This window comes from Stenotrophomonas sp. TWI1183, from assembly GCF_039673115.1.
Classification (GTDB): Bacteria; Pseudomonadota; Gammaproteobacteria; order Xanthomonadales; family Xanthomonadaceae; genus Stenotrophomonas; species Stenotrophomonas maltophilia_AA.
In genome coordinates, this window is sequence record NZ_JBDJKZ010000007.1 from 176025 (window position 1) to 191019 (window position 14995).

A 14995-nucleotide genomic window follows, 5' to 3' on the forward strand; every position below is an offset into this window, starting at 1 on the left:
ACAGGAGAGTGGGCCGATGTGGGAAACGCTGGGTACCGTGCGTGACCTGGGGCGATTGCAGGAAATCGCGTCGGTCCTGATCCGCTATGGCTTCGGCGACCTGGTGCGCCGCATTGGCCTGGCCGATGTGCTCGAACGTGCCGGCCGGCTGCTGCACTGGAACGACACCCAGCAGATGCTGCGGATGACCGCGCCGGTGCGCGTGCGCCGAGCGATGGAAGACCTGGGCCCCACCTTCGTCAAACTCGGCCAGGTGCTGGCGACCCGCGTGGACCTGTTTCCGCCGGACTGGATCGCTGAATTCTCCGAACTGCAGAACGCCGTGCCCGCGTTGCCGTATGCACAGGTGCGCGATCAGCTGGAGCGCGATCTTGGCGCGCCCGCGACCGAGGTGTTCGCGTGGCTGGATGAAACGCCGATGGCGGCGGCGTCGCTGGCACAGGCCCACCGCGCGACCCTGCACGACGGCACCGCGGTGGTGCTGAAGATCCGGCGGCCGGGAATCCGTGACGTCATCGAGGCCGATCTGCGCCTGCTGGCGCGGCTGGCCGAAATCGTTGAAGCGCGCCTGCCCGACCTGCAGCGCTACCGCCCGGCTGAAGTCGTGCAGCAGTTCCAGGTCTCGCTGCGCCGGGAACTGGATTTTGCCGCCGAATGCCGCAATGCCGAGCGCATCGCACGCAACTTCCAGGGCCGCGAGGACATCCTGATCCCCAACGTGCACTGGGAGTGGACCTGCGAGAGCCTCAACGTGCAGGACTTCGTCGACGGCATTCCCGGCCGTGACCTGGTCGGCGTCGATGCAGCCGGTCTCGACCGCGTGCAGCTGGCGCGCACCGGTGCGCGCATCGTGCTGAAGATGGTGCTGGAAGATGGCTGTTTCCACGCCGACCCGCACCCGGGCAACATCATCTACCTGCGTGACGGCCGCATCGGCGTGATCGATTTCGGCATGGTCGGTGCGATCTCCGAGCAGCGCCGTTTCCAGGTCGCCCAATTGCTGCATGGCCTGGTCACCCAGGAGCCGGAACAGGTGGCCGACGTGCTGCTGGACTGGGCCGGGGGCGTGGAGGTCGATGAATCGCGGCTGCAGCAGGACATCAGCACCTTCGTCGACCAGTACCGCGGTGTGCCGCTGAAAGACCTGCACATGGGCCTGATGCTGGGCAACATCACCCAGCTGCTGCGCCAGTACGCGTTGACCCTGCCGGCCGACCTCGCGCTGATGATCAAGACCTTCCTCACCCTGGAAGGCATGGGGCGCCAGCTCGATCCGCAGTTCGACATGGCCAGTGCCGCACGTCCCTATCTGGAGCGCGTGATGTGGCAGCGCTACTCGCCCGGCGCAATGCTCAAGCGCGGCAAGCGCAGCCTGGTCGGGGTGATGGACCTGGTTGGCGATCTGCCGCGCGATGTGCGCCGCCTGCTGCAGATGGCGCGCCGCGGACGGCTCCAGCTCAAGATCGAAACCACCGCGCTGCAGGGCTTCGGCGACCAGGTCAACCGCGCCGCCAACCGGCTGGTGATGGGGATCGTGACTGCCGCGCTGATCATCGGCTCCTCGATCGTCATGCACAGCGTCGGCGGCATCTCCAGCCGCTGGCTGCTCGCGCTGGGCGTGGCCGGCTTCATCGGCGCCGGGTTCTGTGGGGTGTGGATCCTGTTTTCGATCTGGCGCAGCGGCAAGAACCCGTAGGGTTCTTGCCGCTGGGATCCGAAGGATCCCCGGAATCTCCTGCCCAAGCGGGGGATTCCGTGTAGGTCCGACCGTCGGTCTGACGCTCCTTCCTGACCGGCCCGTCACCGCTTCCCGGTTGCGCCACGCCACGCGTGGCTGCGCCGGTCCGTCACCGCGTCCACGGGTAGAGCCACGCCATGCGTGGCTGCGCCGGTCCGTCACCGCTGCCACGGGTAGAGCCACGCCATGCGTGGCTGCTCCTCATCCGGCCCCCACGAATGCCTGACCCAAGAGATGGCAGAGGCTAAACGCCGGAGAGATGGCCGCAAGCGACATGCGCCCGCGCCGTCAGGCATTGCCGCGCTGCGCGCGGTCACCGACCAACGGTCGGTGGCTACAAGTGTTGCTGGCGGCTTCGGCCGGGGCGGGACCGCCCTTCTTCTATCTGCTCTTCCTCTGCGGGCACTTGCGTGCCCGCATCGTTAGTAGTAATACTACTAACCATGGACCTGACCGATACCCAGCAGGCGATCCTGCAGTTGATCGCCGAGCGTATAGAGACCGATGGCGCACCGCCGTCGCAGACTGAAATCGCCCGTGCGTTCGGCTTCAAGGGCGTCCGGGCCGCGCAGTACCACCTCGAGGCGCTGGAGCAGGCCGGGGCGATCCGTCGCATCCCGGGCCAGGCCCGCGGCATCCGGCTGGTCCAGGCGCCGTCGCTGCAGAGCGGCCTGCCCGAATCGCTGCCCGCCTCGGCGCTGCCGGACCACGTCCTGCGCCTGCCGGTGCTGGGCCGGGTCGCGGCCGGTCTGCCGATCGGGGCGGATATCGGCTCGGACGATTTCGTGGTCCTGGACCGGGTGTTCTTCTCGCCGGCACCGGATTACCTGCTGAAGGTGCAGGGCGACTCGATGATCGACGAAGGCATCTTCGACGGCGACCTGATCGGCGTGCACCGCACCCGCGACGCCCGGTCCGGCCAGATCGTGGTGGCCCGCATCGATGACGAGATCACGGTCAAGCTGCTGAAGATGGGCAAGGACCGGATCCGCCTGCTGCCGCGCAACCCCGATTACAAGCCGATCGAAGTGCTGCCCGACCAGGACTTCGCCATTGAAGGCCTCTATTGCGGGTTGCTGCGGCCCAACCGCTGACCCGGTTTTCCCCTCTATTACGCGCGGTCTTTTGTGGCACATCTCTGGTTCTGCTGAGGTTGGTACGGATGTCCGATACTTTTTTTCCGAACGCCGGGCAGAATCTCAGCCCGTGCGATACGCCAGCCTTAAAGTGAACCCATGGCCAAGAAGACTTCCAAAGACAGCACCTCCACCGATACGACCTCTGCAAGGACCACTCCGATGGACGAAAACAAAAAGCGCGCCCTCACCGCCGCGCTGAGCCAGATCGAAAAGCAGTTCGGCAAGGGCGCCGTGATGCGCATGGGCGACCGCGTCGTCGAGGCGGTCGAGGTCATCCCCACCGGTTCGCTGATGCTGGATATCGCCCTCGGTATCGGTGGCCTGCCCAAGGGCCGTGTCGTGGAGATCTACGGTCCGGAATCCTCGGGCAAGACCACCCTGACCCTGCAGGCGATCGCCGAATGCCAGAAGAAGGGCGGTACCGCCGCCTTCATCGATGCCGAGCACGCGCTGGATCCGATCTACGCCGCCAAGCTGGGCGTCAACGTGGACGACCTGCTGCTCTCGCAGCCGGATACCGGTGAGCAGGCTCTGGAAATCGCCGACATGCTGGTGCGGTCGAGCTCGGTGGACATCGTGGTGATCGACTCGGTCGCCGCGCTGACCCCGAAGGCCGAAATCGAAGGCGAAATGGGCGACCAGCTGCCGGGCCTGCAGGCCCGCCTGATGAGCCAGGCCCTGCGCAAGCTGACCGGCAACATCAAGCGCTCCAACACCCTGGTGGTCTTCATCAACCAGCTGCGCCACAAGATCGGCGTGATGATGCCGGGCCAGAGCCCGGAAGTGACCACCGGCGGCAACGCGCTGAAGTTCTATGCCTCGGTGCGCCTGGACATCCGCCGTATCGGCGCGATCAAGAAGGGCGACGAGATCATCGGCAACCAGACCAAGATCAAGGTGGTCAAGAACAAGCTGGCACCGCCGTTCAAGCAGGTCATTACCGAGATCCTGTACGGCGAAGGCATCAGCCGCGAAGGCGAACTGATCGACATGGGCGTGGAAGCCAAGCTGGTCGAGAAGGCCGGCGCCTGGTACAGCTACGGCGAAGAGCGCATCGGCCAGGGCAAGGACAACGCCCGCGGCTACCTGCGCGACAACCCGCAGATTGCCCAGCGCCTGGAAGCCGAGCTGCGCGAGAAGTTCCAGCCGGAAGAAGCCGTGCGCGAAGGCGGCGACGAGGCCGAAGACGACGCCGAATGAGTTTCCTGCGGGGCAGGGCAGCGCCGTCAGTGACGCTCGCCCTGTCCTGCAGTTTCACGTATCCCCGACGGGATGGCGCCAAGGACGGCGCACTGTAATGGACCACTGCCATGCAAGACTCCGAAGCCCCCGCACCCCGGCGCAAGCGCCGTGTCCAGGAACAGACGCCGGTCCAGCGGGCGTTGGGGCTGCTGGTGCGCCGCGAGCATTCGCGTAAAGAACTGACCCGTAAGCTCCAGGCGCGTGGCATCGAGAACGAGGCGGCCGAGGCGGCCGTCGCCAAGCTGGCCGAGGCCGGCTGGCAGGATGACACCCGGTTTGCCGAGAACCTGGTCCGGATCCGGGCCAACACGGGCTATGGCCCGATCCACATCCGCGCCGAACTGGGCACGCATGGACTGGACAGCGACCAGATCGCCGCCGCCATGGACACCTTTGAAGGCGATTGGACCGAGAACGCCCGCGACCTGGTCTGCCGCCGTTTCGGCGACGCCGGCCCGCAGGAACTGCCTGCGCGGCGCAAAGCCGCCGATCTTCTGGCCCGCCGCGGGTTCCCCGGCGACAGTATCCGCCAGGCCACCCGCTACGACCCTGAGGACTGAGCGGCCCGGGCCTGATACCCTTTGTGGTTTCGGCGGTCCTGCAGTTGACACCCGGCCATTGGGGCTGCGTGCCAGGGACTGACCGGCCCGCACAAAGCCAGCCCCCCATGAACGCATCCGTCAAATTCACTACCTCCCAGATCCGCAGCGATTTCCTTGAGTTCTTCAAGGGCAAAGGCCATACGATCGTGCCGTCGGCGCCGCTGGTGCCGGGCAATGATCCGACTCTGCTGTTCACCAACTCCGGCATGGTGCAGTTCAAGGACGTGTTCCTTGGCGCCGAGAAGCGCAGCTACGTGCGCGCGGCCGACGTCCAGCGCTGCCTGCGCGCCGGTGGCAAGCACAACGATCTGGACCAGGTCGGTTACACCGCGCGCCACCACACCTTCTTCGAAATGCTGGGCAACTGGTCGTTCGGCGATTACTTCAAGAAGGACGCCATCGCCTGGGCCTGGGAGCTGCTGACCCAGGTCTGGAAGCTGCCGGCCGAGCGCCTGCTGGTCACCGTCTACCAGACCGATGACGAGGCCTACGCGCTGTGGCGCGACATGGTGGGCATTCCGGAAGAGCGGATCGTGCGCATCGGCGACAACAAGGGCGCGCCGTTTGCCTCGGACAACTTCTGGCAGATGGCCGAGACCGGCCCGTGCGGCCCGTGCACCGAAATCTTCTATGACCATGGCGACCATATCGCCGGTGGCCCCCCGGGCTCGCCGGATGAAGACGGCGACCGCTTCATCGAAATCTGGAACCTGGTCTTCATGCAGTTCGACCGCCAGCCCGACGGCACCCTGGTGCCGCTGCCGGCGCCTTGCGTGGATACCGGCATGGGCCTGGAGCGTCTGGCCGCGATCCTGCAGCACGTCCACACCAACTACGAGATCGACCTGTTCCAGGCACTGATCCGCAAGGCCAGCGAGCTGACCGGCATGGCCGATCTGGAAAACAAGTCGCTGCGCGTGATCGCCGATCACATCCGCGCCTGCTCGTTCCTGATCGTCGATGGCGTGCTGCCGTCCAACGAAGGCCGTGGGTATGTGCTGCGCCGGATCATCCGCCGCGCCCTGCGCCATGGCTGGATGCTGGGCGTGCGCCAGCCGTTCTTCAGCAAGCTGGTGCCGACCCTGGTCGAGCAGATGGGCGTGGCCTATCCGGAACTTCCGGCCCAGGCCGATACGGTGGTGCGCGCGCTGCAGGCCGAGGAAGAGCGTTTCGCCGAGACGCTGGACACTGGGATGAAGCTACTCGATCAAGCTCTAGATTCTTTGCAGGCTACTGCTTGGGCGAAGCGTAACGAATCCAACTGGAAACAAGCTGGCTTCAAAGCGCATGCCGAAGCGACAGAGTGCATGTTCCATGAAGAAAGCGCATCCTTGGGCGAGCGAGTGGTCCATTCTGTTCTCGTGTGCGAAGACCCAGAAGGGGATTTCGCCCAGACCTTGGCAAGTCAGATCGCCAGGCAAAACGGAATTTCAGTAAATCTTGTCGCCCGGGATTGGAGGGGGCTCGAATTGAGCGGACAGCTGCTTTTCCGCCTTTACGACACCTACGGCTTCCCCGTCGATCTGACGGCAGATATTGCTCGCGAGCGTGGTCTATCGGTGGATTTGCCCGGCTTCGACGCAGCGATGGAACAGCAGCGCGAGACCGCACGGGCGGCCGGCAAGTTTGGCGGTGGGGTGACCCTGTCGGCCGATCTGGTGGCCACCCTCAAGCCGACCGTGTTCCTGGGCTACGACCGCCTGCAGGCCGATGGACTGAGCGTGGTCGCCGTGCTCAAGGACGGCCGTCCGGTGCAGGCCGCGCAGGCGGGCGAGGAGGTCATTGTGATCACCGACCAGACCCCGTTCTATGCCGAGTCCGGCGGCCAGGTCGGTGATACCGGCGTGCTCACCGCCGCAGGCCTGCAGCTGCAGGTCAGCGACACCCAGAAATTCGCGGGCCAGTTCCATGGGCACGTGGGCAGGATCACCTCCGGCACCCTGAAGGTTGGCGACGTGCTGTCCGGCCAGGTCGATGGCCAGCGCCGCGGCGCGACCATCCTCAACCACTCGGCCACCCACCTGCTGCATGCCGCCCTGCGCGAAGTGCTGGGCACCCACGTGCAGCAGAAGGGCTCGCTGGTCGCACCCGATCGCCTGCGCTTCGACTTCTCGCACTTCGCGCCGATCAGCGCCGAGGACCTGGCGATCATCGAACGCAAGGTCAACGAGCAGGTACGCGCCAACAACGCGGCCGAAGTCCACAACATGGGCATGCAGGAAGCGCTCGACTTCGGTGCGATGGCGCTGTTCGGCGAGAAGTACGGCGAGCACGTGCGTGTGCTGAAGATGGGCGATTACTCCACCGAACTGTGTGGCGGTACGCATGTGTCGCGCACCGGTGACATCGGCCTGTTCAAGATCACCGCTGAAGGCGGTGTGTCCTCGGGCGTGCGCCGTATCGAAGCGGTGACCGGGCAGGGCGCGCTGGATTACGTGGCCGATGAAGAAGCGCAGTTGAGCGAAGCGGCCGCACTGCTCGGCGGCAACGCCGGCGACGTGGTCGACAAGATCCGCCAGCTGGGCGAACGCCAGAAGAAGCTCGAGCGCGAGCTCGAGGCGCTCAAGGCCAAGCAGGCCGCCGGTGCGACCGCCGATCTCGGCGCCGCCGCGGTCGAGGTCAACGGCATCAAGATCCTGGCCGCGCGCCTGGAAGGCTTTGATGCCAAGGCGCTGCGCGATGCGATCGATCGCCTCAAGCAGCAGCTCGGCAACGCGGTGATCGTGCTGGCCGGCACCCAGGACGGCAAGGCGGCCCTGGTCGCGGGCGTGAACGGCAGCGCAATGGGCAAGGTCAAGGCCGGGGAACTGTTGGCCCATATCGCCAGTCAGATCGGGGGCAAGGGCGGCGGCCGCCCGGACCTCGCCCAGGGTGGTGGTGAGGACGGGCCCGCCCTTGCTTCTGCACTGGCTGCGGTCGTCGACTGGGTCACCCCCCGTATCTGAACAGCCTGAAGCCTCCTGCTCCTTGATGGGTCGGGAGGCCTGACGGTACTATGGCGAATCTTTTCCCGTTGTCGTGGGGCGCTCTTGCCGGGGCGCCAAGCCGGTGGGGAAATGCCACCACCGGTTCCCCTGGAGACTTGAACAAATGTTGATCCTGACTCGCCGTGTAGGCGAAACCCTGATGATCGGTGACTCGGTCAGCGTGACCGTGCTCGGCGTCAAGGGCAACCAGGTGCGTATCGGTATCACCGCTCCTAAGGACGTGGCCGTGCACCGCGAAGAGATTTACCAGCGCATCCAGCGCGGTGATGAGCCGAATGCATCCGGAAGTGAAAATTCTTCGGATTAAGGCTTTACCTGAGGGCGCGGAAAACGTTATTATTCGCGCCCCCGCTGAGATGATTCATCACGGCGGCGGACCAAGAACACTGGAGCGGTGCCCGAGTGGCTGAAGGGGCTCCCCTGCTAAGGGAGTATAGGGCTTAAAACTCTATCGAGGGTTCGAATCCCTCCCGCTCCGCCAGTTGTAGAGAAGGCCTCCGTACGCAAGTACGGAGGCCTTTTTCTTTGTGCGATCCGGTTCAAACGACCGTCTTGCAGACCGCTTCGATCCGATGCCCGTCCGGGTCGATCAGGAACGCGGCGTAGTAGTGATCGCCATAGTCCTCGCGCAGTCCCGGCGCACCATTGCAGGTGCCGCCGACCGCCAGCGCATCGCGATGGAACGCGTCCACGGCCGGGCGGGACGGGGCGCCGAACGCCAGGTGGAATCCAGGTCCGGGCGCTGCCGCATCGGCCCGCAGTTTCAGGCACACCAGATCCTCATCCTCCGCGTAGCCATATCCGATGGCCTCGTCGTCTTCGAAGACGCGGCGCATGCCCAGTGCGCCGAGCGCGGCATCGTGGAAGGCGGCGGCACGCGCGAGATCGCGCACGCCCAGGGAAATGTGATGCAGCATGGCGATGTGCGTCCGTGTCGAATGTCGCGCGCAGCGTCGCATGAAATCGGCGGAACGGGCGCCGGCCCGCACATTCGGATGGCGAATGCCGTCGATCCCCAATCTTCATTGGTACCGGCGCGGCGGCTCGGCTACGGTCGTTCTCCAGCGGCGTCCCACCGGGCGCCCCCGTGGAAGGAGCAGGAACATGTCGATGGGACGGAGGTCGCTGCGTGGTTGGGTGGTCATGAGCCTGCTGATGGGCATGGTCATGCCGGCCAGTGCTGCCTCGTTGGAAGAGCGGCTGCATCGGGCGGCGGAGAAAGGTGACGCCGCTGCGGTGCGTACGCTGCTGGGGCAGGGCGCCCGGGTGGATGCGCGCGGCGTGGCGAAGGCGACGCCGTTGCTGGTCGCGACCCACCACAACCAGGTGGAGGCCGCGCTGGCGCTGATCCAGGCCGGTGCCGACGTCAATGCCAAGGACGCGATCCAGGACAGCCCGTATCTCTACGCCGGTGCGCGCGGCCATCTCGACATCCTGCGTGCGACGCTGGCAGCCGGTGCGGACCTGAAGAGCACCAACCGCTACGGTGGCACCGCACTCATTCCAGCGGCCGAACGTGGGCACGTGGAGACCGTGGTGACGCTGATCGCGGCCGGTGTCGATGTGGATCACGTCAACAACCTGCAGTGGACCGCGCTGCTGGAGGCGATCATCCTCGCCGATGGCGGCCCACGGCATGTCGAGATCGTCCGTCAGCTCATCGCGGCAGGCGCGGATGTGAACCTGCCCGACGGTGAAGGCGTGAGCCCGCTGCAGCATGCACGCCAGCGCGGCTACCGCGAGATCGAGACGCTGCTTCTTGCCGCAGGCGCTGGCCAGGGCTGAACATCCGCGGGGCGGGAACGGGCCGTGTTGCCGCTGCCTTGACGCGGCAACGGCATGCTCTGCACCGCCGCTCTGCGAAGGTGACCGCTTCCCCCGCAGAAACAGGAGTCGCCGTGAACACACGCCGCCACTTCCTCTCCGTTGCCGCCGCCGGTACCGCAGCGTTCGCCGCCTCGCCGCTGATGGCGCAGTCCGCCGGCCCGGGCAGTGTGCTGCCCACCCGCGGCAACGCTGCGGCAAAGCCGTTGCCTGGCAATCCCGCGCAACAGCACAGGCGTTACCGTCCGCACACCCGCCTGGGCCTGGGCGGCGTCGCGATCGGCAATGGTTTCGAGGCCGCGACCGATGCGCAGAGCGAAGCCACCCTGGTCGCAGCGTACGCGGCCGGGGTGCGCTACTTCGATACCTCGCCCTGGTACGGGCTTGGCCTGAGCGAGCGTCGGTACGGCCATCACCTGCACAACCACCCGGCGCGCGAGTACACGCTGTCGACCAAGGTCGGCCGCCTGCTGACGGCGACCGCCGGTGAGCTGCAGGAGGTGATGTGGAAGGATCCGTCGCCGTTCCATTACCGCTACGACTACTCCGCGGACGGTACGCGGCGTTCGGTGGAGGACAGCCTCAACCGGCTGGGTGTGTCGCAGCTGGACGTGGTCTTCATCCATGACCTGTCGCCGGACAACGAGAAAGACCTGGGCATGCCCTGGGAGCAGCGTTTCGCGGAAGCTGCGAAGGGCGCGATGCCGGCGCTGACCCGCATGCGCGAGGAGGGGTTGATCAAGGCGTGGGGCTTCGGTGTGAACCGTCCCGAGCCCGCCCTGCGTGCGGTGGCCGAGGCGGATCCGGACATCTTCCTGCTCGCCTGCCAGTACTCGCTGCTGGACCACGAGCAGGCGTTGCATGACACCTTCCCGAAGATCGCAGCACACGGTGCGTCGGTGGTGGTCGGTTCGCCGCTGCTGGCCGGTTACCTGGCCGGTCGCGACCGGTATCTCTATGACGGCAAGGTGCCGTCGTGGGCGCCGGAGAAGCGCGCGAAGGTGCAGGCTCTCTGCGATCGCCATGGTGTGGATCTGCGCACCGCGGCGCTGCAGTTTGCCGATGCGCCGGAGGTGGTCTCGGCGGTCATTCCCGGCGCGCGGACGCCGGAACAGGTGCTGGCCAATGTCGCGTCCATGTCCGTGGCGATTCCGGCCGCGTTCTGGGCCGAGCTGAAGCAGGAGAAGCTGATCGCCTCGGATGCCCCGGTGCCTCGCGGCTGATCCACCACGCCCCGTCTGGCGCGGGGCGACCCCCGAACGCCTTCTGCCTCAACGGTCGCCCCATCTTCCACTGGCGCCCCGGATGCGGCATCATGCCGCCCATTCGTTCCCTCCAGCCGCCGCCAGAGGAGTTCCTTCCTGCCTGGAGGCATTGCCGTGTCCGTCGTTCCGTTCCGTGTTGCCCCGATCCACCCGGGTCGCCGTCGTGCTGTTCCCGCGCTCTCCCCGCTGATGCAGGCGATGGCCTGCGTGCTGGGTCTGGCCCTGTCCGCCTCGGCCGTGCAGGCCGAAGAGGCGCCACGTGGCGAAGCACCGCCCAAGGAAGGCGCGCAGACCCTGCAGACCGTGCAGGTCACCGCCAACCAGCTCGGCACCGTGACCGAAGGCAGTGATTCGTATACGCCCGGCACGATCGCCACCGCGAGCCGCCTGGTGCTCAGCCCGCGCCAGACTCCGCAGTCGATCAGCGTGATCACCCGGCAGGAAATGAACGACTTCGGCCTCAACGGCATCGACGACGTCATGAAGGTCACGCCCGGCGTGAGCATCGTCACCTATGACAGCGAGCGCACCGAGTACTACGCGCGCGGCTTCGCGGTGCAGAACTTCCAGTACGACGGCATCCCGATGGCGCGTGATTCGGCGTACTCGGCCGGCAACACGCTCAGCGACATGGCCATCTACGACCGCATCGAAGTGCTCAAGGGCGCCACCGGCCTGCTGACCGGCATGGGCGATCCGGGCGCGACCATCAACCTGGTGCGCAAGAAGCCGACCCGTGAACTGGCCGGCAGCGCCACGCTGGGCGTGGGCTCGTGGGACAGCTATCGCGCCGAGGTCGATGTCGGCGGGCCGCTCACCGAAAGTGGCCGCGTGCGCGGCCGCGTGGTCGGCGCCTACCAGGACAGGCATTCCAATGCCGACCACTACCAGCGCAGCAATGAGGTGTTCTACGGCATCCTCGAGGCCGACATCGGCGAGAGCACGTTGCTGACCGTCGGGGCCGATTACCAGGACAGCGATCCCGAGGGTTCCAGCTGGGGCGGCATTCCGCTGCTGGACAGCGAAGGCAATTTCAACAAGATGCCGCGCTCGTTCAACAACGGCGCGCAATGGAGCCGCTGGGGCCAGTACGCCCGTACCGGCTTCGCCACGCTGGAGCACACCTTCGGCAATGACTGGGTCGCCAAGCTGCAGCTCAACCACCAGGTCAACGGGTATGACGCCTCGCTGGGTGCCGCGGCCGGTGGCAATCCGGATCCGGTGACCGGCGAGGGCGTGAGCATGTGGCTGGGCCAGTACATCGGCAAGACCACCAGCAACGCGGCCGATCTATATGTGAGCGGAAAGTTCGAATGGTTCGGCCGCCAGCACGAGCTGGTCGTCGGCGGCAGCGTGTCGCGCAAGCGCTGGGTCAACAACGGCTACTCGCCGCAGCCGGGCTATGTCAGCAGCGTTGCCGACTACTACGCCTGGACCGGCGACGTGCCCGAGCCGGACTGGCAGTGGGGCTACGGTGACAACCAGGTCACCCGCGAAAGCGGTGCCTACGTGGTGGGCCGTTTCGACCTGGCCGACCCGCTGAAGCTGATCGTCGGCAGCCGCATCGCCAACTATAAATCTCCGGATACCGACGAGAGTGGCGTGGTCGTGCCGTACGCCGGGCTGGTGTATGACCTCAACCGCAACTTCTCGGTGTTCGCCAGCTACAGCACCATCTTCAAGCCGCAGGGCAACCAGGACGAACAGGGCCGGGTGCTGGATCCGATGGAAGGGCGCAGCTACGAGGCCGGCCTGAAAGCGGAGTTCTACGACGGCCGACTCAACGCCAGCGCGGCGGTGTTCCAGCTGGAGCAGGACAACTACGCACAACCGACCGGCGGCAGGACGCCGAGCGGCGGGATCGCCTATGAAGGCCTGATGGGGGTGCGCACCAAGGGCTACGAGCTGGAGGTGTCGGGTCAGCTGGCGCCGGGCTGGCAGGTCCAGGGCGGCTATGCGCACAAGATCGCGCGCCAGCAGTCCACCAAGGTCTCCACGCTGGAGCCGGAAGATCAGTTCAGCGTGCACACCAGCTACCGCCTCACCGGTGCAGCCGATGGCTGGAGCGTGGGCGGCGGCGCGCGCTGGCAGGGCAGCACGTTCGGCACCATCACCAACCCCGCCACCGGCGGGAGCCAGCTCCATCGCACGGAGCCGTACTGGCTGCTCGACGCCATGGCGCGGTACCAGTTCAACGACCAGCTGTCGGCGACGCTCAACGTCAACAATCTGCTGGACAAGCACTACTACACCATCTTCAGCTGGTACAGCACGTACACCTGGGGCGAGCCGCGCAACGTGCGGCTGACGCTGAACTACAAATTCTGATCCACGCAACGAACGACACCCCGGGCAACCGGGGTGTCTGCGTTTGAGGCCGGGTGGTTACAGCGCCAGCTCGAACACGATGACTTCCGCGTCGTTGGCGTTCTCCAGCGTCAGCTGTGCCTCGTCGCTGACCTGCAGCGCATCGCCGGTCTCCAGCGTGATGCCGTTGACCTGCAGCTGCCCGCGGGCGACCTGCACGTAGGCACCGCGGCGCGGGGCCAGTGGCAGGTGGACGCGGTCGTCGCCGTCCAGGATCGTGGCGTAGATGTTGGCGTCCTGGTGGATCAGCAGCGACCCCTCACGGCCATCGCGCGAGACGATCAGGCGCAGCTGGCCGCGCTTGGTGTCCGGGGCGAAGTGGGTCTCCTGGTAGCTCGGGGTGATGTTCTCCTGGTCGGGGAACAGCCAGATCTGCAGGAAGTGCACCGCTTCGTCGGCCGAGTGGTTGAACTCGCTGTGGCTGACGCCGCTGCCGGCGCTCATGCGCTGCACGTCGCCGTAGCGCAGCACCGAGCCGGTGCCCATCGAGTCCTTGTGCTCCAGCGCGCCACCGAGCACGTAGGAGATGATCTCCATGTTGCTGTGGCTGTGCGTGCCGAAGCCCTGGCCACCCTGGACGCGGTCTTCGTTGATCACCCGCAGCGGGCCGAAGCTGACGTAGCGCGGGTCGTAATAGTTGGCGAAGGAGAAGGTGTGCATGGAGTTCAGCCAGCCATGGTCGGCCTTGCCACGGGTGTTGCTCTTGCGGATCTGCAGCATGGGAATCTCCTTGGTGTTCGATGGTTTCGATGGCGGTCCGGGGCGGTCGCTGCCGTCCCCTTTCCTGTTGCGGCCAGTATCCGCTTGCTCCGCCGGCTTGAAAAACGGATAGTTTTGCAAGCCATCATCGAAAAATTCGAATGCTCAAGCTCAGCCTCGACGCCCTGCAGATCCTGGATGCCATCGACCGCCGGGGCTCGTTCGCCGCGGCCGGCAAGGCCCTGCACAAGGTGCCTTCGACCATTTCCTACACCGTGTCCAAGCTGGAAGAGGACCTGGGCGTGCAGCTGTTCGACCGGGTCGGGCCGCGTGCGCACCTGACCCCGGCCGGGGAGGCGCTGCTGGAAGAGGGGCGCCACCTGCTGCGGGCGGCGCGCGAGCTGGAATTGCGGGTGCGGCGGGTGGCCTCCGGCTGGGAGGCCGAACTGACCGTGGCGGTCGACTCGATGTTCGTGCCGGCACTGCTGGCCGAGGACGTGCGCGCTTTCAATGCGGTGGCCGAACAGACCCGGATGCGGCTGATCAGTGAATCGCTGTCGGGCACCTGGGAGGCGCTGCTGGACCGGCGCGCGGACCTGCTGGTCGGCGGGGCAGGCGAGGGGCCCAGTGGCGGGGGCTACGTGGTCGAGCCGATGGGCGTGGTGCGTTTCGTGTTCGCGGTGGCGCCCTCGCACCCGCTGGCAGCCGCGCCCGAGCCGCTGGGCCGCGAGCAGCTGGCCGGCCACTGTGCCATCGCCGTGGCTGATTCGGCGCGGCGGCTGCTGCCGCGCACGGTGGGGCTGCTGATGGGGCAGGAGACGGTCACCGTGCCGGACATGGTCAGCAAGTTCCGCCTGCAGTGTGCGGGACTGGGGTTCGGCTTCCTGCCCGAGCCGTATGTGCAGCAGGCGGTGCGCGAGGGGCGGCTGGTGATCCGGCAGGTCGAGGAGCCCAAGCCGGATGAGACCTTCTGGCTGGCCTGGCGCACCGGCGAGGAGGGGGCAGCGCTGAAGTGGTGGCGCGAGCGCATGCAGCGCCCGGAGGTGCTGGCGGGCTGGTGGCCGACCATGGAGGCCTGGCTGGGCTAGTCAAGCTGAATCGTGGCCTCGCTGTCATCGGACGGTCATCTGGA

Annotated in this window: 12 protein-coding genes and 1 tRNA gene; 11 read left to right on the top strand and 2 right to left on the bottom strand. The window is 66.4% G+C overall.

The window, feature by feature from the left end; translation table 11 throughout:
- Nucleotides 1-16 precede the first annotated feature (16 nt).
- The 7 genes from ubiB to ABE434_RS09335 all read left to right on the top strand — a co-directional run bounded on the left by ubiB (nucleotide 17) and on the right by ABE434_RS09335 (nucleotide 8189).
- Nucleotides 17-1696, top strand: coding sequence for a 2-polyprenylphenol 6-hydroxylase (ubiB, locus tag ABE434_RS09305; protein WP_176989645.1), 1680 nt, complete (start codon nucleotides 17-19; stop codon nucleotides 1694-1696).
- 485 nt (nucleotides 1697-2181) lie between these two features.
- Complete coding sequence (lexA, locus tag ABE434_RS09310; protein WP_176989646.1) at nucleotides 2182-2832, top strand: transcriptional repressor LexA; 651 nt, start codon at nucleotides 2182-2184, stop codon at nucleotides 2830-2832.
- Between the two features lie 204 nt (nucleotides 2833-3036).
- Nucleotides 3037-4077, top strand: a complete 1041-nt coding sequence (gene recA / locus ABE434_RS09315) for a recombinase RecA (protein ID WP_121041797.1) — start codon at nucleotides 3037-3039, stop codon at nucleotides 4075-4077.
- 110 nt (nucleotides 4078-4187) lie between these two features.
- Nucleotides 4188-4679 (top strand): recombination regulator RecX, encoded by a 492-nt coding sequence (gene recX, locus ABE434_RS09320; RefSeq protein WP_176989647.1) that lies wholly within the window; start codon nucleotides 4188-4190, stop codon nucleotides 4677-4679.
- 107 nt (nucleotides 4680-4786) lie between these two features.
- Nucleotides 4787-7666 carry an alanine--tRNA ligase gene (gene alaS, locus ABE434_RS09325; RefSeq protein WP_346478618.1) on the top strand — a complete coding sequence of 960 codons (2880 nt, stop codon included), beginning with the start codon at nucleotides 4787-4789 and terminating at the stop codon, nucleotides 7664-7666.
- Between the two features lie 145 nt (nucleotides 7667-7811).
- Entirely contained in the window at nucleotides 7812-8015 is a 204-nt protein-coding gene (gene csrA, locus ABE434_RS09330; RefSeq protein ID WP_019183311.1) for a carbon storage regulator CsrA, read from the top strand.
- 81 nt (nucleotides 8016-8096) lie between these two features.
- Nucleotides 8097-8189 (top strand) — tRNA-Ser (locus tag ABE434_RS09335).
- A gap of 58 nt (nucleotides 8190-8247) precedes the next feature.
- On the opposite strand, the gene ABE434_RS09340 is transcribed toward ABE434_RS09335, so the two are convergent.
- A complete protein-coding gene (locus ABE434_RS09340; protein WP_346478619.1) occupies nucleotides 8248-8625 on the bottom strand; it encodes a VOC family protein in 378 nt (125 codons plus the stop codon).
- 226 nt (nucleotides 8626-8851) lie between these two features.
- Between ABE434_RS09340 and ABE434_RS09345 the strand changes: the two genes are divergently transcribed.
- The 3 genes from ABE434_RS09345 to ABE434_RS09355 all read left to right on the top strand — a co-directional run bounded on the left by ABE434_RS09345 (nucleotide 8852) and on the right by ABE434_RS09355 (nucleotide 13125).
- A complete protein-coding gene (locus tag ABE434_RS09345; protein ID WP_346478648.1) occupies nucleotides 8852-9493 on the top strand; it encodes an ankyrin repeat domain-containing protein in 642 nt (213 codons plus the stop codon).
- A 113-nt stretch (nucleotides 9494-9606) separates the two neighbouring features.
- Nucleotides 9607-10755: an aldo/keto reductase gene (locus tag ABE434_RS09350; RefSeq protein WP_346478620.1), complete on the top strand. Its 1149-nt coding sequence runs from the start codon at nucleotides 9607-9609 to the stop codon at nucleotides 10753-10755.
- 231 nt (nucleotides 10756-10986) lie between these two features.
- Nucleotides 10987-13125 carry a TonB-dependent siderophore receptor gene (locus tag ABE434_RS09355; protein ID WP_346478649.1) on the top strand — a complete coding sequence of 713 codons (2139 nt, stop codon included), beginning with the start codon at nucleotides 10987-10989 and terminating at the stop codon, nucleotides 13123-13125.
- A gap of 57 nt (nucleotides 13126-13182) precedes the next feature.
- Here the strand turns inward: ABE434_RS09355 and ABE434_RS09360 are convergent, their stop codons facing one another.
- The gene (locus ABE434_RS09360; protein ID WP_346478621.1) at nucleotides 13183-13884 is read right to left on the bottom strand and encodes a pirin family protein; all 702 of its coding nucleotides are present in this window, start codon (nucleotides 13882-13884) and stop codon (nucleotides 13183-13185) included.
- Nucleotides 13885-14024: 140 nt separating this feature from the next.
- Here ABE434_RS09360 and ABE434_RS09365 point away from each other — a divergent pair, with 140 nt between their 5' ends.
- Nucleotides 14025-14951 carry a LysR family transcriptional regulator gene (locus ABE434_RS09365; protein WP_346478622.1) on the top strand — a complete coding sequence of 309 codons (927 nt, stop codon included), beginning with the start codon at nucleotides 14025-14027 and terminating at the stop codon, nucleotides 14949-14951.
- Nucleotides 14952-14995 lie beyond the last annotated feature (44 nt).